General features: G+C 64.9%; 22 protein-coding genes. 11 read left to right on the plus strand and 11 right to left on the minus strand.

What is annotated here, in order from left to right; all coding sequences use genetic code 11:
- Window positions 1–9: 9 nt before the first annotated feature.
- Together LB551_RS00260 and LB551_RS00265 are read right to left on the minus strand one after the other, a co-directional pair.
- Complete coding sequence (locus tag LB551_RS00260; protein WP_140549834.1) at window positions 10–1,419, minus strand: ATP-binding protein; 1,410 nt, start codon at window positions 1,417–1,419, stop codon at window positions 10–12.
- Entirely contained in the window at window positions 1,416–2,132 is a 717-nt protein-coding gene (locus LB551_RS00265; protein WP_140556209.1) for a response regulator, read from the minus strand. The genes LB551_RS00260 and LB551_RS00265 overlap by 4 nt, the downstream gene beginning before the upstream one ends.
- A gap of 280 nt (window positions 2,133–2,412) precedes the next feature.
- Here LB551_RS00265 and LB551_RS00270 point away from each other — a divergent pair, with 280 nt between their 5' ends.
- The 4 genes from LB551_RS00270 to clpS all read left to right on the plus strand — a co-directional run bounded on the left by LB551_RS00270 (window position 2,413) and on the right by clpS (window position 3,929).
- Window positions 2,413–2,715, plus strand: coding sequence for a hypothetical protein (locus LB551_RS00270; RefSeq protein ID WP_140549836.1), 303 nt, complete (start codon window positions 2,413–2,415; stop codon window positions 2,713–2,715).
- Window positions 2,716–2,754: 39 nt separating this feature from the next.
- A complete protein-coding gene (locus LB551_RS00275) occupies window positions 2,755–2,985 on the plus strand; it encodes a hypothetical protein (RefSeq protein WP_140549837.1) in 231 nt (76 codons plus the stop codon).
- A 214-nt stretch (window positions 2,986–3,199) separates the two neighbouring features.
- Complete coding sequence (locus tag LB551_RS00280) at window positions 3,200–3,523, plus strand: hypothetical protein (RefSeq protein ID WP_224657812.1); 324 nt, start codon at window positions 3,200–3,202, stop codon at window positions 3,521–3,523.
- Between the two features lie 100 nt (window positions 3,524–3,623).
- Window positions 3,624–3,929 (plus strand): ATP-dependent Clp protease adapter ClpS, encoded by a 306-nt coding sequence (gene clpS / locus LB551_RS00285; protein WP_140496053.1) that lies wholly within the window; start codon window positions 3,624–3,626, stop codon window positions 3,927–3,929.
- A 45-nt stretch (window positions 3,930–3,974) separates the two neighbouring features.
- Here clpS and LB551_RS00290 read toward each other — a convergent pair whose 3' ends face one another.
- The 4 genes from LB551_RS00290 to LB551_RS00305 all read right to left on the minus strand — a co-directional run bounded on the left by LB551_RS00290 (window position 3,975) and on the right by LB551_RS00305 (window position 10,899).
- Window positions 3,975–6,053, minus strand: a complete 2,079-nt coding sequence (locus tag LB551_RS00290) for a hypothetical protein (protein ID WP_224657813.1) — start codon at window positions 6,051–6,053, stop codon at window positions 3,975–3,977.
- A 63-nt stretch (window positions 6,054–6,116) separates the two neighbouring features.
- Window positions 6,117–8,939: a DUF4159 domain-containing protein gene (locus LB551_RS00295; protein WP_224657814.1), complete on the minus strand. Its 2,823-nt coding sequence runs from the start codon at window positions 8,937–8,939 to the stop codon at window positions 6,117–6,119.
- Window positions 8,936–9,895, minus strand: coding sequence for a DUF58 domain-containing protein (locus tag LB551_RS00300; RefSeq protein WP_224657815.1), 960 nt, complete (start codon window positions 9,893–9,895; stop codon window positions 8,936–8,938). Before LB551_RS00300 ends, LB551_RS00295 begins: the two co-directional genes overlap by 4 nt.
- Window positions 9,895–10,899, minus strand: a complete 1,005-nt coding sequence (locus LB551_RS00305; protein WP_224623781.1) for an AAA family ATPase — start codon at window positions 10,897–10,899, stop codon at window positions 9,895–9,897. Before LB551_RS00305 ends, LB551_RS00300 begins: the two co-directional genes overlap by 1 nt.
- Window positions 10,900–11,034: 135 nt before the next feature.
- Here LB551_RS00305 and LB551_RS00310 point away from each other — a divergent pair, with 135 nt between their 5' ends.
- Genes LB551_RS00310 through LB551_RS00320 form a run of 3 tightly spaced genes read left to right on the plus strand, consistent with a single transcriptional unit; the run spans window position 11,035 to window position 13,572 of the window.
- A complete protein-coding gene (locus LB551_RS00310; RefSeq protein WP_140550008.1) occupies window positions 11,035–11,664 on the plus strand; it encodes a DUF1285 domain-containing protein in 630 nt (209 codons plus the stop codon).
- 13 nt (window positions 11,665–11,677) lie between these two features.
- Window positions 11,678–12,310 carry a CoA pyrophosphatase gene (locus tag LB551_RS00315; RefSeq protein ID WP_224658172.1) on the plus strand — a complete coding sequence of 211 codons (633 nt, stop codon included), beginning with the start codon at window positions 11,678–11,680 and terminating at the stop codon, window positions 12,308–12,310.
- Entirely contained in the window at window positions 12,307–13,572 is a 1,266-nt protein-coding gene (locus tag LB551_RS00320; protein WP_224657816.1) for a CCA tRNA nucleotidyltransferase, read from the plus strand. The genes LB551_RS00315 and LB551_RS00320 overlap by 4 nt, the downstream gene beginning before the upstream one ends.
- Window positions 13,573–13,631: 59 nt before the next feature.
- Here the strand turns inward: LB551_RS00320 and LB551_RS00325 are convergent, their stop codons facing one another.
- The 3 genes from LB551_RS00325 to hemF all read right to left on the minus strand — a co-directional run bounded on the left by LB551_RS00325 (window position 13,632) and on the right by hemF (window position 15,518).
- Window positions 13,632–13,817, minus strand: a complete 186-nt coding sequence (locus LB551_RS00325) for a DUF1059 domain-containing protein (RefSeq protein WP_140496047.1) — start codon at window positions 13,815–13,817, stop codon at window positions 13,632–13,634.
- A 215-nt stretch (window positions 13,818–14,032) separates the two neighbouring features.
- Window positions 14,033–14,293 (minus strand): DUF1344 domain-containing protein, encoded by a 261-nt coding sequence (locus LB551_RS00330; RefSeq protein WP_140516926.1) that lies wholly within the window; start codon window positions 14,291–14,293, stop codon window positions 14,033–14,035.
- A gap of 310 nt (window positions 14,294–14,603) precedes the next feature.
- Window positions 14,604–15,518: an oxygen-dependent coproporphyrinogen oxidase gene (gene hemF / locus LB551_RS00335; protein WP_224657817.1), complete on the minus strand. Its 915-nt coding sequence runs from the start codon at window positions 15,516–15,518 to the stop codon at window positions 14,604–14,606.
- Window positions 15,519–15,637: 119 nt separating this feature from the next.
- Between hemF and LB551_RS00340 the strand changes: the two genes are divergently transcribed.
- Window positions 15,638–15,895 (plus strand): hypothetical protein, encoded by a 258-nt coding sequence (locus LB551_RS00340; RefSeq protein WP_224657818.1) that lies wholly within the window; start codon window positions 15,638–15,640, stop codon window positions 15,893–15,895.
- A gap of 69 nt (window positions 15,896–15,964) precedes the next feature.
- Here the strand turns inward: LB551_RS00340 and soxR are convergent, their stop codons facing one another.
- Complete coding sequence (soxR, locus tag LB551_RS00345; protein WP_224657819.1) at window positions 15,965–16,435, minus strand: redox-sensitive transcriptional activator SoxR; 471 nt, start codon at window positions 16,433–16,435, stop codon at window positions 15,965–15,967.
- Window positions 16,436–16,585: 150 nt separating this feature from the next.
- Complete coding sequence (locus LB551_RS00350; protein ID WP_224657820.1) at window positions 16,586–17,059, minus strand: tRNA (cytidine(34)-2'-O)-methyltransferase; 474 nt, start codon at window positions 17,057–17,059, stop codon at window positions 16,586–16,588.
- A 283-nt stretch (window positions 17,060–17,342) separates the two neighbouring features.
- Between LB551_RS00350 and LB551_RS00355 the strand changes: the two genes are divergently transcribed.
- From LB551_RS00355 to LB551_RS00365, 3 genes are read left to right on the plus strand one after another with little or no spacing between them, the layout of a single operon-like run.
- A complete protein-coding gene (locus tag LB551_RS00355; protein WP_224657821.1) occupies window positions 17,343–17,864 on the plus strand; it encodes a hypothetical protein in 522 nt (173 codons plus the stop codon).
- 28 nt (window positions 17,865–17,892) lie between these two features.
- Window positions 17,893–19,794 (plus strand): ABC transporter ATP-binding protein, encoded by a 1,902-nt coding sequence (locus LB551_RS00360; protein WP_224657822.1) that lies wholly within the window; start codon window positions 17,893–17,895, stop codon window positions 19,792–19,794.
- A gap of 13 nt (window positions 19,795–19,807) precedes the next feature.
- Complete coding sequence (locus LB551_RS00365; protein ID WP_224657823.1) at window positions 19,808–21,691, plus strand: ABC transporter ATP-binding protein; 1,884 nt, start codon at window positions 19,808–19,810, stop codon at window positions 21,689–21,691.
- The last annotated feature ends 4 nt before the right edge of the window (window positions 21,692–21,695 follow it).

Raw genomic sequence — 21,695 nt, forward strand, 5'->3', positions numbered from 1 at the left:
AGTCGCGTCTCAAGCGGCCAGCGGCAGGCGCAGCTCCGTCAGCAGGCCGCCGTCCGGATGGTTGGACAGGCGGATCTCGCCGCCGGCGGCACGCGCGATGTTGCGGGCGATGGTGAGGCCGAGGCCAAGGCCGCCGGTCTGGCGGTTGCGGGACTGTTCCAGGCGCACGAAAGATCCGAACACGGCATCGATCTGGGCTTGCGGAATGCCCGGCCCCTCGTCACGTATGGCCAGCGTGATCGTGTCGCCCGACCGGTACAGGCTGAGATGCGCCTTCTTGCCGTAAGTGACGGCGTTCTGCACCAGATTGGTGACGCAGCGCTTGAGCGCCACCGGTCGTGCCATGCAAATCAATCCCCGCGAGCGTGTGTCGTCATTGTCGAACGACACGTCCGGATAGGCGTCGGCGATCGATTCCACCAGCGACCAGAAATCGATGCGTTCGCTCTTTTCCTCGGTCACCTCGAAGGTGGCGAAGTCGATCACCGAGCTGGCGATGCTCTCGACATCGGCGAGATCGTGCGCCAGCGCCTCGCGAACCGCGGATTTGCGCAACAGCTCCAGACGCAGCCGCATCCTGGTCATCGGCGTGCGCAGGTCGTGCGCCAGCGCCGCGGCCAGGTGCTCACGGTCCTCGACATATTCGCGCAGCCTTGCCTGCATGGCGTTGATCGCCTTGGCGGCGGCGCGCACCTCGCGGCTGCCGCTTTCGGCGATCGGCGGGCTCTTGAGGTCATTGCCGATCCGGTTCACGGCGGTTTCCATCATCCGGTAGGGCGCGGTCAGCCGGCGCAGCGACCAGATCGACATGATCACCACCAGCCCCGCGATCAGCGAATAAAGCGGCAGGCTGTCGAAGCTCAGGATCGGGCCGACAGGCGTGATCGGCTCGGTGAAGTTCAGCCACTGGCCGTCGGCGAAGCGCAGCGAGGCCGTCAGTTTGTCGCTCTGGGCGAAGTTCGCCGCCAGTACCAGAAGGTCGCGCTCCACCTGGCCGACGTCCCTGTTCATGACCTCGCCGCCGGGGGTGTCGGATTCCTGCGTCGCCGGATCGCGCCGGACGCGCGCGTCGGTGACGCCGAACTTCGACAGCCGTCCAACGAGAATGTCTTCCAATTCGGCGAGTTCATCGTCGCCGGCGATCGACGAGGTGACCGCGGGGGTATCTGAAACGGTGAGAGCATAGGTGGCGTTGAACAGGCCGGATGCGGTCGCCTTGCGTTCCTCGGGCGTGGCGGCATGCATCAACTGCACTAGCGAATAGGCCCGGTCGTTGAGGCGGTAGAGATCGACCACGTCATTGGCGGCGGCGCGGTCGCGCGACACGATGTAGAGCGTCGCGACCTGGCTGATCAGCAGGCCGGCAATGACGATCAGCAGTACCCACACAGGCAGGGTCTGCGGCAGGAAACGTCTCATTCGGAGGTCGTTTCGGGAAGGAATTGATAGCCGCCGCTGCGCACCGTCAGGATCAGCTTGGGCGTCTTGGGGTCGTCTTCCATCTTGCGCCGCAGCCGGCTGACCAGGATGTCGATGCTGCGGTCGAAGGAATAATCGCTGTCGCCGCCGGAGAGTTCGATGAGCTGATCGCGGGTCAGCACGCGCTGGGCGCTCTTGACGAAGGTCTGCAACAGGTTGAACTCCGCCATGGTCAGTTCGACCCTGACATCGTCGGGCGCGGTCAGCCGGCGCCGCGAACAATCCATCGTCCAGCCGGCGAAGCGGTAGATCTGCTTCGATGTGGCGCGCTTGGGCTCGGGGGCGCCGTTGCGCCGCAGCACGGCGCGTATGCGGGCCAGCAATTCGCGCGGATCGAAAGGTTTGGGCACATAATCGTCGGCGCCCATCTCGAGGCCAACCACGCGGTCCGTCGTCTCGGTGACGGCGGTCAGCATGATGATAGGCGTCGAATACTGGGCCCGGATGTCACGGCACAGTTCCAGCCCGCTCCTGCCGGGCAGCATGACGTCGAGCACGATGAGATCGACCTGCGCGCGGCGCAGGATCGTCTCCATCTCGGTGCCGTCCGCGGCAACGGAGGTGTGCAGGCCGCGCTTCTGGAAGAACTCCTGCAGCAGGTCGCGAATGCCCTTGTCGTCGTCGACGATCAGTATGTGTGCGTCGGATTTCACGGGAATCCTGTCTTTGTTGACTTGCCAAGCCGGCAGGCGGCCACCCACACGATAGAATTCGGGCCATATGTTGGCCAGTGCCTTGGATTTCAAGGCAAGGCAAATCCAGCATTCTCAACACCGAATGCGCTGGCGGCCTTGCGCCGGGGTGGCCAGACACAATCCAGAAACAAAATTCTATAATCGGGAAAAACTCCTGAAAAACTAGGCCGGCATAACGGTACCGTGGCGGTCAGGTCATTTGGCCGCGACGCAAGTCTCCGGGTTCACGGATTAACCGATGCCGAGGTTGTCGATCAGTTTGTTGGGTGCGTTGATGGGCATTTCGCTCGTCACAGCCGCTGCTGGACAATCGGATGCAAAAGTGACGCTCACCACCCGGACCGAGCGGTGTGCCAATCTCAGCCACCAATTCGACGAAGCCCTCGAAACCCATGCCACGGCAACGCAGGTCACCGCGGCAAAGGCACTTCAGAGAAAGGGCAACCGGTACTGCGCCGCCAAGAAACAGGCACAGGGCATCCGGATGCTCGCCAACGCTTTGAAGCTGCTGGGGGTGACACCGAACGACCCGGTTCAGTGACACTCGAAACCCGACCCGCATGAAAAGGGAAATGAAGTCATGAAAAAGTCCATCCTCTCCGCCACCGGTCTCGCCGTTGCTCTCGCCTTCGCCATGCCGGCTCTCGGCAACGCCGCTGCCACCACGACGGCTCCGGCTGCTTCCTCGACGACCACCGCTCCGGCGACCACGACCGCCAAGCCTCCGGTGAAGAAGGTCGTTGCCAAGAAGCACAAGAAGGCGAAGAAGATCGTCAAGAAGACCGACAAGAAGGTCGCTCCGAAGGCTTGATCCAGGTCGGGCACAACTGCCTGCCTTATGACAAGGCCGCTCCAGTCGCGTTTTACTGGAGCGGCCTTCTTCCTGCCCGGAAAAGCCGAAGGCCGTGTACCGGCAATGAAGCGAACGGACAGGTCCGAAAGATGTGGCCTAAGCCGGTGCCGGCGGCTTCCGCCTCGATCGGCCCGTAACCCGATTGCAAAGCCGGCGCCGTAGGACAATCCGCATGAAGAGGCGGCTTTCGTCCATTCTGCGCTCGATCGTGTTCGGTGGCCTGATCGCCACCGGCGCCGCCCGGCTGCTGATCCTGTTTACCGCCAGTCCCGTGCCGGATCCGGCCAGCGGCCGCACCGAGCCGTCACTGTTCGCGCCTGTGATTTCCACCGACTGGGATTACATCACGCCCGCGCAGGCCTGGCTGCTCATCGCACTTGCCAGCGTGACGCTGATCTGCGTCGCCGCCTGGCCGGTCGCGTCCTGGATGGAACGCCGGTCGGATGCGGCCGGAAATTTGCCCTCCCGGCGCGGCTTCGGCCGCCAGGACCGTTGAACCGCGGGCCACAGTTCCCACATAGCTCTGTGATTGGACGCTCGCTTTCGCCCGTGCGAAAATAGGGGCGTAGCCGAGGCTCGCGCAATTGCCGGTTCCCATGCCTGAAATCACGACAAAGCCCCGTACGCAGACCCTACCCAAGACCGAGCGGCCGAAGCTCTACAAGGTCATCCTGCTCAATGACGATTTCACGCCGCGTGAATTCGTGGTGACGGTGCTGAAGGGCGAGTTCAAGCTCAGCGAAGACCAGGCGCATCGGGTGATGATAACGGCGCATCGGCGCGGCGTCTGCGTCGTCGCGGTCTTCACCAAGGACGTCGCCGAGACAAAGGCGACACGGGCCACTGACGCCGGCAAGGCCAAGGGCTATCCCCTGATGTTCACGACGGAGCCGGAGGAGTAGAGCAGGGCTTTCCCTTCTCCCAGAAGGGGAGGAGGGAACATGCCCCTATCGTCCCTCGCGGTACCACATCGAACCCATCGCCAGCAGCAGCAGGCCGAGGCCGAGGAAGCCGCCGAACAGCGGCACGCGCGAGACCGCCTTGAGTACGCTGTCGTCGGTGGTGCGCAGACCGATCCAGTCGGCGCCGGTTGCTTCGCCCGAGGACCGTACGGGCACGATCGAGGGCAAGGTCACGTCGCCGCCTCCAAGGGTCGCTCCCGCAAGCCTGCGAACGCTGCCGCCGGTGGCTTCGGCGGGAGCCTTCAGCCGATCCTGCGTCGAAACGACCTCGGCGAATTCGGGTGCGTTGACCGGCCCGACATGGGCGAGCGCGGTAAGGTCGCCATTGCCGACCTGGTAAAGGCCGATCTCGGAGGTCTGGGCGCTGCCCAGGAAGACCCCGGGTTCGGATTTCTCGAGCTTGACGGTGATGGTCTTGCCGGAGGGCGTGATGATCTGAGCCGGGCCGGGGTCGTCGGCCATGGTCTGGCGGCGGATTTCCAGCACCATGCCGCGCCCGTCGGCGGTCAGCCGCTCCTCCTCGAGCTCTGGTTCCTTCATCAGCCAGTGGGCGATGCGGCGGTAGAGCTGGACATGCGGGCCGCCGCCTTCGAAGCCGCGCGCCCACAGCCAGCCCTGATCGGACAAAAGCATGCCGACGCGGCCTTCTCCCTTGCGGTCGAGCAGGAGCAGCGGCCGGTTGTCGGCTCCCTTCATCACCACCTCGCCTTCGGGATTCTGGACGCCGATGGTGCGGAACCAGCGGCTCCAGTGCGGCGGCTCGCTGGCAGAACCGTCGAGACCGCGCGTCACCGGATGGCGCTGGCCGATGTCGGTGAGGCGTGGGTAGAACGCCTTGTCGACGACCTCGCCGGTCGGCATCGCCGGCAGCGCCGACATCAGCGGCGTACGCGCGATCGAGCTTTCGCCGGCATATTCGGGTCCGGCCGCGATCAGCAGCGCGCCGCCCTTTTCGACATATTCGGAGATGTAGTCGTAATAGAGGATCGGCAGCACGTCGCGGTGCTGGTAGCGGTCGAAGATGATGAGGTCGAAATCCTTGATCTTCTCGACGAACAGTTCCCGCGTCGGGAAGGCGATCAGCGACAATTCGTTGATCGGCGTTCCGTCCTGCTTTTCCGGGGGCCGCAGGATTGTGAAATGGACGAGATCGACCGAGGCGTCGGATTTCAACAGATTGCGCCAGGTGCGCTCGCCCGCATGCGGTTCGCCGGAGACGAGCAGCACGCGCAGGTTCTCGCGAATGCCGTCTACCAGCGCGATGGCGCGGTTGTTGGTGTCGGTGAGCTCGCCCGGCTCGCGATCGATGGCGAGTTCGATGATGTTGCGTCCGGCGCTGGGGATGGTCACCTGCAGCGGCATGGCCTGGCCGACGGTGGCATGCTCGACCGCGACCTGCTCGCCATTGACCGAAACGCGCACATCGACCGGCCCGGTCTCGTTGCTGGTTGAAATGACGCGATAGGTCATGTCGAGCGGCTTGCCGACGAGGGCGAAGCGCGGCGCGTTCTCGAAACGTATGCGGCGATCCTTCTCGTGGTCGTTGCCGGTGATCAAGGCGTGCAGCGGGGCATTGAAATCGGGCGCGCCGGCGGGCGCGTCATGCACTTCGCCATCGGTGATCATGACGGCGCCGCCGATACGCGAGGGCGGCACATCGCGAAAGGCGTTTTCGAGCGCGCCGAACAGCCGCGTTTCCGTGCGTTCCTCGGCGGCCTCGGACTTGCCGGCCTCGACAACGCGGACATCGAACTGCTTGAAGCGGCTCAGACGCTGCTGCAGCCCGGCCAGCGCCTCGTCAGTCTGTTTGGTCCGCTCACCGATGTCCTGGCTCTGGCTGCGGTCGACGATCAGGGCGACCACGCTTTGCTGCGGCTCTCGCTCCTCGTTGAGGAACACCGGATTGAAGAGAGCGGCGGCGAGCGCCAGCAAGGCGACGAGGCGCAGGACCGCGCCGCGCTGGCGAAACCAAAGGCCGACGGCCGCTAGCAGGGCCAGCGGCACCAGCACCAGGGCCAAAAGCGGCCAGGAGATCAGCGGTTCGAAGGAGATCGACCAGTTCATGTCCTACCCTCCCCCTCGCAGGGAGGGCCTATCCGGGGGGCGGGCGCAAGAACGAGCGTCATCTTACTGCCCCAACCGTTCAAGCAATATGGGCACGTGCACCTGGTCGGATTTGTAATTACCGGTCAGCATGTACATCATGATGTTGACCCCGGCGCGCAGCGCATAGATGCGCTGCATCGGATCGTTGGGCACGGTCGGCAGCAGCGGGTCGCCATTCTCGTCGACGGCCCAGGCGCCGGCGAAATCATTGGCGGTGATCATGATCGGCGAGACGCCGTCACCAGTACGCACCGGTCGGTTTTCGGCATTGCTGGCGTCGAGCGATGCCTCGACCCAGAGCGGGCTGCCGGCGAAGCGGCCAGGGAATTCGGGCAGGATGAAGAAGGATTTGGTCAACACATGATCCGACGGCACCGGCTCCAGCGGCGGCACGTTGAGGTTGCCGAGGATGTCGCGCAGCCGCTCGGTGGCTGGGCTGGTCGAGTCGGCGCCGATGCCGTTGGCGAACTGGTCGCGCGTGTCGAACAGCACCGTGCCACCTTGCTGCATATAGGCATCGATACGGGCAATTGCGGCCTGGCTGGGCATGGCTGCGGCCGGATCGATCGGCCAATAAATGAGGGGGAAGAACGACAGCTCGTCCTTGGAGATGTCGACGCCGGCCGGCGCGCCCGGCTCGAGCGCGGTCTTTTCGATCAGGAAGCGGGTCAGGCCCTCGAGCCCGGCGCGGCTGATCGAATCGTCGCCGGGCACGCCGGTAAGCACATAGGCGATGCGGGTCTTGGAGATGTCCTCTATGGCGGCGGTGTCGCCAGGCTTGGCATCGTCGGCGCGCGCGGGGCCGACATGGCCGAACAACGCGCCGAGCGCGATCAGAATGGCCGCCATGGCGGTTACGGCGGCGGCGCGGCGAGGCCTGCGCGACAACAGGCCGCCCATCCAGAACACCGCCAGCGTGTCGAGCAGCATCAGCGCCAGCGCGGCGGCCACCAGCGCACCCTTCAGATTGCGCGATTCGTCAAAGGCGTACTGGATCGTGGTGACCGGGACAGTGATTTGCGGGCGCGCCAGCGGCGCAAGCGTGCTTGTCGCATCGAGCAGATTGTGAGCGAAGACGCCGGCCTCCGAGCCATAGAGGCCGGGCGGGTTCTCGAACGTCACCGGCAGAGCGCCGGCGCCCGGCACCAGCGGGCGCGCATCCGGCGTCGGCGGCACCAGCATTCCGTCGGCCGCTATCATGCGGTAGGGCGCCAGCGAGGTGGCGGCGGCTTCGGCATTGGCAACCGCGGCGCCCTGGTTGCGCGACAGCTGCACGATGCGGCGCAGCATCTCGACGAAGCTTCCCGAGATCGGCAGGTTCGACCAGGTTGCTTCGGGCGTGACATGGAACAGCACGAGCGTGCCCTTGCCCTTCTTCAGCCCGGTGACCAGCGGCGTACCGTCGGCAAGCGCTGCCCAGGTGCGCTCGACGATATCGGGCGTCGGTTCGGCCAGCACCTGCCTGGAAACTGTCACCTCGGTCGGCGGCGCCAGGTCGGCGAAGGGGCCAGCCTTGGGGAATTCGGTGACCGGCTGCGGCGTGGTCCATGACAGTGCGCCGCCGAGCGAGCGTTCGCCGGTGCGCAGACGCACCGGCAGAAGGTCGTCGTCATTGCCGGCGGCGGCCAGCCGCGACCCGGCGAAACGCACCAGCGTGCCGCCCTTTTCAACCCAGTCGACCAGCCTTGGCCTGATCTGTGCCGGAATGGTGCCGATATCGGCCATGACGATCATCGCCGGCTTCTGGTCGAGGATCTGCGGAATGGCGTCGGCCAGGTCGGCGCTGGAAGGTTCGACCAGGTCGGCGAAGGGCTGCAGCGCGCGCCTGATGTAGTAGAGCGGCGACAGCAGCGGCTGCGCCTGGTCGGCCTCGGCCTGCGACAGGAGTCCGACCCGGCGGCGCTTGGAGCTTTCGTCCAGCACGCGCACGGCGCCCGCCTGACGCTCGCCATCGAGCGCGATCGAAGCGAAATCGTTGCGCAGCTCGAACGGCACCGCCATGGTGCCGGTGGCGGTGGATTGGCCGGGTGCGAAAGTCAGCGTCGCATCGGCGATGCGGCGGCCCTTGTCGTCGAAGGCGCCAGCGGTGACTTGCGCCGGGGCCGAATCGCCGGGCGGCCGGATGGCGGTGAGGGCAAAACCGTCGACCTCGTTCTCGGCGCCCGTCAGGCCGGTCAGCGACATCCGGTCGGCAACGGCCCACACGACGCGGGCGGCGTTTTTGGATAGAAGCGTGTTGAAGGCGGCCTCGTCGCCCTTCGCCGCTAGGCCGTCGGCCAGCACGGCGACGCTGGCGCCCGGCAGGCGCTCCAGGGCGGCGGCGACGCGGGCGTAGACCGCCGGTCGGTCGGTCGGGATCGGCCGCGGCTTTGCCGCGCGCATGCGGTCGAGTGCCGCGGCAGCATCGAACGGGCCGATCTCGGCATTGGGTTTTTCGGCGGTAAAGGCGATGATGATCGGCACGCCGTTCGAACCGGCGTCGGCGATCAGCCGCTCGGCGGTTGCGATGCGCTTGTTCCAGTCGGCGGCGCTTGCCCAGCCATTGTCGACGACCAGCGCCAGGGCCGCGCCCTCGGCCGGCAATTTCTCGCGCGGATTGAAGACCGGTTCGGCAAGAGCGGCGACGATGAGCGCCGCCATCAGCAGCCTGAGCAGCGTCAGCCACCAGGGGCTCTGCTGCGGGGTTTCCTCGCGCTTCAGCACGCGCGCCAGGATCTTCAGCGGCGGAAACACCTCGGTCTGCGGCCGGGGCGGAGTCAGCCTGAGCAGCCACCAGATCACCGGCAGTGCCAAAAGACCCCACAGCAGCATGGGCGCGCCAAAGGAAAGCGGCAGCCAGCTCATGCGACAGCCTTTCCGGCGCGATCGCCAGCGATCGGCTTGGGCTGATCTCTGGCGGTCAGCCCGGGCTGACCGCCATCGGTCATCGCCATGTGCAGGCGTACCAGGGCGTCGGAAGCCAGCCGATCGGTGTGGTTGACGGTGAAGCTCCAGCCGAGCCGCTTGCACCAGCTGGCCAGTTCCTGGCGTCGGGCGCCATAGAGCAGGCGATATTCATCGGCCAGCACCTCGGCGCGTCCGGCGGTCAGCTTGTCGCCGCTCTCCGGGTCGGTGAATTCGGTGCGGCCGGCATAGGGGAATGTCTCCTCGGCCGGATCGGCGACCTCGATCAGATGCGCGCGCACGCCGTGGCGGGCGAGCACGTCGAGCCAGGCCATGGTCTCCTCCACCGGGTCGAGGAAATCGCTGGCGATGACGATGTCGCAGAAGCGGCGGATGCCGGAGAGATCGGGCTTGGCCGGCAACTCGCCGGCATGCATGAGCTGGGCGGCGATGCGCTCCGCGCCATTGCGGGCGGTGAACGGATCGGTAAGGCCGGGCCAGGCGATGCGCTCGCCGCTGCGCGACAACAGCTCGGCCATGGCCAGCGCCAGCACCAGCGCGCGCGATTGCTTGGAAACGGCGGCACCGGACGACTTGTAGAGCATGGACGGGGAGGGGTCGGCCCACAGCCACACCGTATGAGCGGCTTCCCATTCGCGGTCGCGCACATAGGTGTGGTCGTCGCGGGCCGAGCGGCGCCAGTCGATGCGCGAGGAATCGCCTTCGACATAGGGCCGGAACTGCCAGAAATTCTCGCCGATGCCGCGCTTGCGGCGGCCATGCCAGCCGGCGATCACTGTGTTGACGATGCGGCGCGCCTCGACCAGCAGGTCGGGCACGAGCGAAGCCCGCAACCGGCCGCGGGCGAGCGCGTCGCGCGTCGCTGCCGGAGCCTGGAGCTCGCCGATGCGCGCCATCAAATCCCTTTCACGAGCTTGGCCACCACGTCGCGCACGCTGGTGCCTTCGGCGCGGGCGGCGAAGGTCAGCGCCATGCGGTGCTGCAGCACCGGCTCGGCCAGGGCACGCACATCGTCGACCGACGGCGCCAGCCGCCCATCATAGAGCGCGCGCGCCCTCGTGCACAGCATCAGTGCCTGGCTGGCGCGGGGACCCGGCCCCCAGGCGACATGCCTGTCGGTTTCGGCGTTGCCCTGGCCGGGACGCGCCGAGCGCACCAGGGCCAGGATCGCCTCGACCACGCTTTCAGGCACCGGCATGCGGCGGATCAGCGTCTGGATATCCCTCAGCCGCGCCGGCTGCAGCACATTCTGCGCCTTCGCGTCCTCGACGCCGGTGGTTTCCAAAAGGATGCGGCGCTCGGCCTCGAGTTCGGGATAGAGGATGTCGACCTGCATCAGGAAACGGTCGAGCTGTGCCTCGGGCAGCGGATAGGTGCCTTCCTGCTCCAGCGGGTTCTGCGTTGCGAGCACATGGAAAGGCGAGGGCAGGTCGTGGCGGGCACCGGCGATGGTGACGTGATACTCCTGCATGGCCTGCAGCAGCGCCGACTGGGTGCGCGGCGAGGCGCGGTTGATCTCGTCGGCCATCAGCAACTGCGCGAAGATCGGCCCCGGAATGAAGCGGAAGGAGCGCTTGCCGAATTCGTCCTGCTCCATCACCTCGGAGCCGAGAATGTCCGAGGGCATCAGGTCGGGGGTGAACTGGATGCGACGCGAATCGAGGCCGAGCACGATGCCCAGCGTCTCGACCAGCTTGGTCTTGGCGAGGCCGGGCACGCCGACCAGCAGCGCGTGGCCGCCGGCCAGAAGCGCCACCAAAGCGCGTTCGACGACACTTTCCTGGCCGAAGATGATCCGACCGACCCCGTCGCGGACCCTGGAAATGTCGGCCAGCGCCTTCTCGGCCTCGGCGACCATGTCTTTTTCGCTGATCGGGCTTTCCTTGACCATCACGCTCATGCAGCATCGATCCTTGTGGTTGGAAATACCAGCTTGACGCAGAATGCCGCGATTCGGCTCCGTCTGGCGCCTGCCGTCAAATTTAAATCACAGAGTTAGGCTGACAAGCGCAACAACAGTGACTATTTCGTGACGATGGCAGAGGGCTCCGAACAAAGACAGCAAAGCCTGGCGGCCGCGACCGAGGCGCGCGGCCTCGAGGCGCTGATCTCGCGCGCGGCCCGCGCCGGCAAGGGGCCGGCCCCGGTGGAGCGCTGGAATCCCGACTTCTGCGGCGATTTGGATATGGAAATCAAGGCTGACGGCACCTGGTTCTATCTCGGCACGCCGATCGGCCGCATGCCGCTGGTGCAGCTTTTTTCCTCGGTGCTGCGCAAGGACGCGGACGGCAGGACCTATCTGGTGACGCCGGTGGAAAAGGTCGGCATCCGCGTCGTCGACGCACCCTTCATCGCCGTCGAGTTGGATGTCTCGGGCAGTGGCGAGAGCCAGATCATCACGTTTCGCACCAATGTCGGCGACGTCGTCGAGGCCGGGCCGGAGCGGCCGCTGCGTTTCGTCGACGAGCACGAGACCGGCGGGCTGAAGCCTTATGTGCTGGTGCGCGGGCGGCTGGAGGCGCTGGTGGCGCGGCCGGTGATGTACGAACTGGTCGAGCATGGCGAGGAAATCGAGATCGACGGCAGGTTGATGTTTGCCGTTCGCTCCAAAGGCCAGGCCTATCCGATCATGCCGGCCGACAGGCTGAGGCAGCTGAGCGCGTGACGGACAGTTCATGATGGACCAGGTGACGCCGACGCCGTTTTCCATTGCCGATCTGCGCGCTCGCTTTGCCGCGCAGCCGCAGGCGCATGCCGGCGACGACTATGGCGATCATCGCTTCAATCCAGGCCATCCGCGCCTCCACCGGGCGAAACCGCTGCGCGATGCGGCGGTGCTGATCCCGATCGTCGATCACCAGGGCGATGCCACGGTTCTTTTGACCAAGCGGGCCGAGACGCTGCGCAACCATTCCGGGCAGGTGGCCTTTCCCGGCGGAACGATCGATGCGACCGACGCCAGTCCGGAAGCGGCGGCGCTGCGCGAGACCTTCGAGGAGATCGGCCTCGGCCGGGATCATATCGAGGTCATCGGCCGCATGCCCGATTATGTCGCGGGCAGCGGTTACAGGATCGCGCCGGTGCTGGGCATCGTGCGGCCGCCTTTCCGGCTGACGCTCAATGCCGAGGAGGTCGACCTGGCCTTCGAAGTGCCGCTGCGCTTCCTCATGGATCCGGCCAACCACATCAGGGACAGCCGCATTTGGAACGATCTCGAATGGTTCTTCTACGACATGCCCTATGGCGACCGGCGCATCTGGGGCGTCACCGCCGGTATCATCCGCACGCTCTATGAAAGGCTCTATGCGTGAAGGTCTCGATCGCTGACAGGGCCGACTGGCTCGGCGACAAGCATCTGCAGCGCCTGCTTGCCATTCTGGCGAGCGGCGGCGAGACAGCGCGGGTCGCCGGCGGCGCGGTGCGCAACACGCTGATCGGCCAGCCCGTCGCCGACATCGACATCGCCACCACCTGCCTGCCGCAGGAGACAATCCGCCGCGCCGAGGCGGCGAGGTTCAAGACCGTTCCCACCGGCATCGAGCACGGCACGATCACCGTGATTGCCGGCGGCAAGCCTTATGAAATCACCACGCTGCGCGCGGATATCGAGACCGACGGCCGCCGCGCCAAAGTGTCCTTCGGGCGGGACTGGAAGCTTGATGCCGAGCGGCGCGATTTCACCATCAATGCGCTCTACGCGGACGCCGACGGCACGGTCGTCGATCTGGTCGGCGGCGTCGCCGACATCGAGGCGCGCCGGCTGCGCTTCATCGGCGATCCGCAAGCGCGTATCCGCGAGGACTATCTGCGTATCCTGCGCTTTTTCCGCTTCTTCGCCTGGTATGGCGAAGGCCGGCCGGACGCCGAGGGGCTGAAGGCTTGCGCCCGGCTGAAGGGAGGGCTCGTGCAGCTCTCGGCCGAGCGCGTCTGGTCCGAACTCAAGAAGCTGTTGTCGGCGGCCGATCCGTCCCGCGCGCTGTTGTGGATGCGGCAGGCGAGCGTTTTGACCAGTGTGCTGCCGGAAAGCGAGAAATGGGGCATCGATGCGATCCACGGCCTGGCCAGAGCCGAGAAGGATCTGGGCTGGACCGCGGAGCCGATGCTCAGGCTGGAGGCGATCGTGCCGCCGGACGCGGCGCGCATGAAGACGCTGGCCGAGCGGCTGAGACTGTCGACGGCGGAAGCAAACCGTTTGCGCCACTGGGCGCTTACGCCGGGAATCGAGCCGAAAACGACCGAAGGCGAACTGGCCAAGACGCTCTACCGCGGCGACCGGCAGGGGGTTGTCGACCGGCTTCGCCTGTCACTCGCAGCGGCACGGGTGCGCGCGGTGGACCAGACCGATGCGCTCATCGAGGCCGGCGGCTTTTCCCGACTTCTCGCCTTCGCGCTGAGATGGGAAAGGCCCGTATTTCCACTCAAGGGCGCCGATCTGACGGCGATCGGGGGGATACCCGGGCCAAAACTCGGCGCGATCCTCAGGAATCTCGAAGTGGAATGGGTCGATGCCGGGTTTGGGCCCGATCGCGACGCGCTGCTCAAGCGCGCCGCGCAGGCCCTGAAGGCCGGATAAAGCATCCGTCAACGCAATCCGGGCGGAAATCGCTGCGATTTCCCGGAACTTGCTCCAAATCAGGCGGCGTCGCGGACCTTCTCGATGCGCGAGCGGATCGCTTCGATCATCGTTTCGCGGATGATCGTCTCGCCATGCGTCTCACGCATATGTTCGACGGCACGGCGCATGACCTCGGCTTCCTCCTCGGCGCGCGTGTGCCATTCACAACCTGGAACGAGCGAGCCGCAGTGGAATTCCTTCATGGGATTTCTCCTTTTCCTCCATGGAGTCCGGTCGACCGTCCTGCAAAAGGCGGCAGGGACTCCACATCTTCTTGGCGCGTTGTCCGACCTTGAAACCGGTTGGACCGCGAGCGGGTGAAACCATAACACAGATGGGGTGGCATTGATTACCGTCAACGGCAAAAAGGCGGAGCAGCGCTGCTCCGCCCTCTTACGCCAGCCCTGTGGGCAGGTCATCACTTCATGATCTTGACTGCCTCGGCAACCTTATCCTTGCCGCTCATGTCCCATGAAACTCTGACCTTCTCGCCGACCTTCAGGCCAGGATCCTTGAAGGTCCGGGGAAGCGTAAAAGACGATCCATTGTCGAGAACCAGGCTCTTGGCCGCCGTATCAAAGGTCTTGATCGTGCCGGTGGTGTGCTTGACGGCGGCGAATGCCACCGAACCGGAAGCGAGAAGGGCAGCCGCTGCGGCCGAAACAATGATCTTGCGCATTGCGAAGTACTCCTGGAAAGCGCGGGCACCCTTTTTGGCGAAGGTGTCCCGCATCGTCCTGGGCCGTCCGGTTGCGTCGAGTCGCGATCCGCTTCGTTCTGACGCAATTCCGGACGGAGAACCGCTCTGCGCTCCTGGAATTGCGCAGGCGAACCGCCGGCGCTTCCCGACCCGTCCTGACAAATAGCCCGGTCTTTTCCGAAGCCTATTAGACGAAAAAGAAACTTTGCGAGGGCTCCCGCGCCACATTCGATGCCCATTTCGAGGCGAATGGGACATCAATGCGGCTCACGGCGCGCTCACCATCTTTTTACGGCCAGCGCGCCTCCGGAGGCAAGCTGGAGAGGATCGAGGCGACGTTGCCGCCGGTTTTCAGGCCGAAAATGGTGCCGCGATCATGAAGCAGATTGAACTCGACATAACGGCCGCGGCGGATGAGCTGTTCGTCGCGGTCGCCATCGGTCCAGTTCTCGTTGAAATTGCCCCGCACGAGATGGCCATAGACGACGAGAAAAGCGCGCCCGACATCCTGGACGAAGTTGAAATCGGCATTCCAGCCGCCTTTGTCCTGCCCCGAATGCAGCCAGTCGAAGAAGATGCCGCCGGTGCCGCGCGGCTCGTTGCGATGCGGAAGGAAGAAGTACTCGTCGCACCAGGCCTTGAATTTCTCATGGTCGGCGACACCGGCATTCTTCTCGCAGGCGAACTGCATGGCGCGGTGGAAGGCCATTGTGTCGGGGTCGTCCTGCGCGCGGCGCCGGTCGAGCACCGGGGTGAGGTCGGCGCCGCCGCCGAACCAATGGCGCGAGGTGACGACCATGCGCGTATTCATGTGCACGGCCGGAACGTTGGGGTTCCAAGGGTGCGCGATCAGCGAAATGCCGGATGCCCAGAAGCGCGGGTCCTCCTCGGCGCCGGGCATCTGCTTCCTGAATTCGGGCGAGAACTCGCCGTAAACCGTCGAGGTGTGGACGCCAACCTTCTCGAAGACTCGGCCGTGCATCATCGACATGGTTCCGCCACCGCCCTTGCCGGAGTCACGCTCCCACGGCGTCCTTTCGAACCGACCCGGCGACCATGAAGCGAGCGGGCCCTGGAGATCCTGCTCGATCTGCTCGAAAGCACCGCAAATGCGTTCGCGCAATGCCTCGAACCACAGGCGTGCCTTCATCTTCTTTTCTTCGATGTCGGCGGGCAGGCCAGCCGGTATTTCAGGTCGTTGCAAGTGCTGTCTCCGGTTTCGGGGCGGCCGGCCCCTACAAATGACTCGTCTTTTGCCGGCGCGATCCCTAATCTCTTAGGGGAAAGGGTCAAGTCTGATCTGATCGGAGCGAGGAGACCTTCGTGCGCACCCCGGCAAGACCGCCGCTGGATGGCCTGAAGAAAAGGCTCGATCAAAGCCGGGCTGAACGCGCGCGCATGCCGCGCGACGGATTTTTGCGCGAAACCTTCGTCCTGCCGCGTTCGGACGCTCGCCTGAAGGCAAAGGAATGGTTCGAGCGCTTCCCCAAGCAGGCTTACTGGACCGAGATCGAAAGCTGGTTCGAACGGCCGGGCGATTGGATCGAATTCACCATAAGGCGCCTGCCGGCGGCGGATTAGGACTTCCTCGCCCTGTTTACGGGAACAACCCAATACAGGCGCCGCCTCTTGTATCCGCCTTCACCACGCTCAGGCACCTTCTCCCCGTGAGCCGAGAGAAGGAAGAACCAGCCTTCTCGCCCCTGTTCCTTCCCTGGCCAGCCGGTCATCCTTGTTGCGGAGCGGACATTTGTCGATCGACATGCAGCCGCAGCCGATGCAGTCGGTCAGCCCGTCACGCAATTTCTTCAATTGACCGATCTTGCGGTCGAGCCCGTCGCGCCAGGCGGTCGACAGCAGGCTCCAGTCGTCGCGCGTCGGGGTGCGGCCCTCGGGCAGGGATTGAAGCGCCGTCGCTATCTCGGCCAGCGAAATGCCGACCTCCTGCGCGATCTTGATGATGGCCACGCGCCTCAGCACGTCGCGGCCGTAGCGGCGCTGGTTGCCTGACGTACGGTGGCTGCGGATCAGGCCGCGAGCTTCGTAGAAATGCAGCGCCGACACCGCGACACCGCTGCGCGCGGCCACTTGGCCAACCGTTAATTCCGCTGCTGGCGCCATCTCGCACTTTTCCGCTTGACCTCAAGTTAAGTTGAGCTTGTAGCGAAGAAGCCATCGACATGCAAACGACAGGAGATGGCGATGTGCGCCTGGGTGAGAATGACGGGCGAGGGCCGTGTCGCCGCCGCCGGCGGTACCGTGGCCGCCGCTTCAGCAGATGGCATTCTGGCCCAATTGCCGTATGGCTTCGCCGGCCACCATGGCGACGGAGAGCGCGACATTGATGCTGCGCGCGCCGGTCTGCATCGGAATCGTCAGCCGCGCGTCCGCCGCCTGATGGACCGGATCCGGCACGCCTGCGGATTCGCGGCCGAACAACAGGATGTCGCCAGTAGCGAAGTTGAAGCTGGTGTATGGGGTCGCGGCCTTGGTCGACAGCAGGACCAGCCGGTGCGCGCGGGCCTTGCGCCACTCCTCGAAGGCGTGCCAGTCGACATGCCGGGTCAGGGCAGCCATTTCGAGGTAATCCATGCCGGCGCGCCTGAGCGTTTTATCGGAGAGCGGAAAGCCGGCCGGTTCGATGATGTCGACGTCGATCCCGAGGCAGGCAGCGAAGCGCAGGATTGTGCCGGTGTTGCCGGCGATGTCAGGCTGGTAGAGGGCGATGCGGAGACGGTCGTTCATTTCCGCATCCTTCTATTAAGTGGCAAATCGGCCACAGCGGCTTCGCGGTTTTGGAAATTGCTGGACCTGCGGGTGGCCATTTTCTGCGAAGTCGGGTATACAGCGTACATTGTCAACCCGAACCGAAGGAGGGGTAATTCATGATGACCATGCACATCCAGCACCCTCTCCGTGGGCTTACATGCCCGCTGGCGGTTTCGGTACGACGGTTCTCCTGATCTCTTAGACGCTTCCGCACCGATTTCCGCCGAAACCATTTTCTGGTCTTCGAAGGAATCCTGCGATGTTTTTCAAGCTGCCGAAGGGGCCGATGGCCCCACCCCAACGCGTCTCGACTGATCAGCCGCCGATCCCGCGGCAGGACGTCGAACACCCTTTTTATCTTTATTTCCACACGGAGGACGGACCGATGTTCGATCCCTACAGAATACCTGGCTCGAGGAGCCTGCATATCCACCGGCTGCCGACCTGGGCGCTGTTGATCGGCGAAACCTATTCGTCGGCGGTTCACGCCGAGGTTCGCCGGCGTCCGCATCGCGGCATGCTGCCCGATGTCGATTTCTCGCGAGCGGTTCCCGACCCGAGCCGGCCCTCGTTGGTGCGCCGTCTCATCCGGGCGATCCGGCCGGGCGCGAAGATCCGACTTGTCGACCCCGCACCGTCAGGATCGGCAAAAGAGCCTGTCGGCGAAAAGCCCGCGAGCCCCTATATAGCGCGAAGCAGGGCCGACGGTCCGGATGATTCCGGACCGTCGGCCCTCGGCGCCATGCGGTCCGAGGACTTCGTACGTTCACGCGCCGCGTGAGCGGAAACAGATTTCATGAGCATGCCCTATGTTGTTGTTTAGCTGGTTTGAAAAAAGGCTCGATCCGTTCCCGGCCGCGGAGCCGGTCGAGCCGCCCAAGACCCTGGTTGCCTTCTGCCTGCATTACACGCGCGGCGCATGGCCCTATATCCTCGTCGATGCGGTGCTGGTGGCGGCAATCGCCATCGCGGAAGTATGGATGTTCGGCTTCCTCGGCCGCATCGTCGACTGGCTTTCGGGGCAGAACCGCGAAACCTTCCTGCAGACGGAGGGCTGGAAGCTCGCCAGCATGGCCTTCATCGTGCTGTTCGCGCTGCCTGGCACGGTATGGCTGCATTCGCTGCTCAACCAGCAGACGCTGATGGGCAACTATCCCATGCGTATCCGCTGGCAGGTGCATCGCTATCTGCTCAAGCAGTCGATGAGCTTCTACCAGGACGAATTCGCCGGCCGCATCGCCACCAAGCTGATGCAGACGGCACTCGCCGTGCGCGAATGCGTGATCAAGGTGATCGACGTCCTGAACTACGTCGTCGTCTATTTCCTCGGCATGCTGCTCATCGTCGGCTCGGCCGACTGGCGGCTGGCCGCGCCGCTCGGCGTCTGGATGGTCGGCTACATCCTTCTGCTGCGCTATTTCATTCCTCGGCTGGGCAAGGTCGGCGAGGAACAGGCCAATGCGCGCTCGGTCATGACCGGCCGCGTTGTCGACAGCTACTCCAACATCCAGACGGTCAAGCTGTTCAGCCATGCCCGCCGCGAGGCCTCCTTCGCCAAGGAGGGCATGATGGGCTTCCTCGACACGGTCTACCGGTCGATGCGGCTGGTGACGGTGCTGTTCGGCTCGCTCTACATCCTGAATGCGCTTCTCCTGTTCTCGGTTACCGCCATCTCGCTGTGGCTGTGGCTGGGCCAGGCGGTGACGATCGGCGCGGTCGCCGTGGTCATCGGCCTGGTTCTGAGGATGTGGGGCATGTCGCAGTGGATCATGTGGGAGATGTCGGGCCTGTTCGAGAATATCGGCACGGTGCAGGACGGCATCGCCTCGATCTCGCTGCCGCGCCTTGTCGAGGACAGGCCCGGTGCGAAGGAGATCACGGTCGCCAAAGGCGAGATCCGTTTCGAAGACATCCGCTTCCACTATGGCAAGCAGAAGGGCGTCATCGAGAACCTGTCGCTGGCGGTGAAGCCGGGCGAGAAGGTCGGCATTGTCGGCCGCTCCGGCGCCGGCAAGTCGACGCTGGTCAATCTTCTGCTGCGGTTCTACGACCTCGAAGCCGGCCGTATCCTGATCGACGGCCAGGAGATCGCAGCGGTGAAACAGGATTCGCTGCGCGCCCAGATCGGGATGGTCACGCAGGACACCTCGTTGCTGCATCGTTCGGTGCGCGAAAACATCCTCTATGGCCGGCCCGACGCCAGCGACGACATGCTTGTCGAGGCTGCGCGGCGCGCCGAGGCACTGGACTTCATCGGCGGCCTTTCGGACCATAGCGGCCGCAAGGGGTTCGACGCCTATGTCGGCGACCGCGGCGTCAAACTGTCCGGCGGCCAGCGGCAACGCATCGCCATTGCTCGCGTTATGTTGAAGGACGCGCCCATACTTATCCTTGACGAGGCGACGTCGGCGCTGGATTCCGAGGCGGAAGCGGCCATCCAGGAGAACCTCTACAAGCTCATGCAAGGCAAGACCGTCATCGCCATCGCCCACCGGCTGTCGACCATCGCGGCGATGGACAGGCTTGTGGTGATGGACCAGGGCCGCGTCATCGAGGAAGGTTCGCACGAGGAACTGGTGGCCAAGGGCGGGCTCTACGCGCAGCTCTGGCAGCGCCAGTCGGGCGGTTTCCTGCTCGATGACGGCCCGATCGGTGCCGCAAACGACGTTGTTGCCAATGACGTTGGCGCAAAGGGACAAGCCGCAGAATGATGGCCGCCGCCGCATGATGACAGCCGTCTATCGCTGGTTCGAGAACTGGGTCTATCCGTTCAGGGAGCCCGCGAATCTTCGGCCGCCGTCCGGCGTCGCCGGTTTTCTCTGGCACTATGTCGGCCAGGCCAAGTTCGCCTTCTTCGCCATGCTGGTCATCGGCGGCATCGCGCCGCTGGTCGAGGCCGGGCTTTTCTACTTTGTCGGGCGGCTGGTCGACATCCTCGACCAGCTTCCCGGCGAACGCAGCTGGCATGCGCTTTGGGCGGCCGCCGGGCCGGAGCTTGTGTTCATGGTCGTCGTCGTGCTGGTCGTCCGTACCATCGTCGTCGGCCTGTCGGCGCTGGTCGACGAGCAGACGATCACGCCCGGCTTCTACAATCTGGTGCGCTGGCAGGCGCACCGGCACGTGTCGCGCCAGTCCTATTCCTTCTTCCAGAACGATTTCGCCGGCCGCATCGCGACAAAAGTCTGGCAGGCCGGGCAGGCGACCGGCGACCTGATGGAAAGCTTCATCGAGGTCGTCTGGTTCATGATCGTCTATACGGTGACGACGCTGGCGCTGGTCGCGGGACTGGATCTGAGGCTCGCTGTGCTGGTGGTGATCTGGATCACAGCCTTCGGCTTTCTGGCCAGGCTCTATCTGCCGGCAATCCGCAAACATGCCGAGGCCACCGCGGAGGCGGGGTCGATGATCACCGGCCGCATCGTCGATTCCTACTCCAACGTGCAGACGCTGAAACTGTTCTCCGCCGATGGCGACGACCGCTACATCAGGAGCGGCTTCGACATCTATCTCGACGCGTTGCGCCCGTTCACGCGCCGGCTGACCGGCGTGCGCATGGCGCTGACGACGCTGTCGGGCATCATGATCACGGCGATCGGCTGCTTTGCCGTCTATCTCTGGGTCGAGGGCTCGATCACCGTCGGGGCGGTCGCCTTCACGCTGTCGCTGGTGCTGCGGCTCAACATGCTGCTTGGCCGGCTTATGATGCAGCTCAACAGCATCCTGCGCAATCTCGGCGTGCTGGAGAATTCCAAGGCGCTGATCTCGCAGCCGCTCGGCCTGGTCGATGCACCCGACGCTGGAGAACTGGTCGTGGCCGGCGGGCGCATCGAGGTGAAGAATGTCGAGTTCCACTACGGCAAGGGGTTCGGCGTGCTCAACGGCATCGATCTCGTGGTGCGGCCGGGCGAGAAGGTCGGGCTGGTCGGGCCGTCCGGCGCCGGCAAGACCACGCTCGCCAACCTTATCCTGCGGCTGTACGAACTCGAAGGCGGAAAGATCGCCATCGACGGCCAGGACGTCTCCCGGGTGACGCAAAATTCGCTGCGCGCCAATATCGGCGTCGTCAGTCAGGACACGGCGCTTTTCCACCGTTCGCTGCGCGACAATATCAAACTCGGCATGCCCGACGCCACCGACGCGCAGGTGATCGCGGCGGCCAGGAAAGCCGAGGCGCATGATTTCATCCTGACCTTGCGCGACAATCGCGACCGCCAGGGCTACGAAGCCTATGTCGGCGAGCGCGGCGTCAAGCTGTCGGGCGGCCAGCGCCAGCGCGTGGCGATCGCCCGTGTCTTCCTCAAGGATGCACCGATCCTGATCCTGGACGAGGCGACCTCGGCACTCGATTCCGACATCGAGGCGGCGATCCAGGAAAACCTGACGCGGCTGATGGAAGGCAAGACGGTCATAGCCATCGCCCACCGGCTGTCGACCATCGCCGCGCTTGACCGTCTCGTCGTGCTCGACGGCGGCCGCATTGTCGAACAAGGCACGCATGACGAGCTGGTGGCGCTCGACGGGCTCTACGCGCGGCTGTGGAAGCGTCAGTCCGGCGGCTTCCTCTATCACGAGGAAGCCGTGCTGGAAGAGACGCGGCCGGCGGAGTAGCGGC

The sequence above is a fragment of the Mesorhizobium sp. BR1-1-2 genome, assembly GCF_020165435.1.
Taxonomy (GTDB): Bacteria; Pseudomonadota; Alphaproteobacteria; order Rhizobiales; family Rhizobiaceae; genus Mesorhizobium.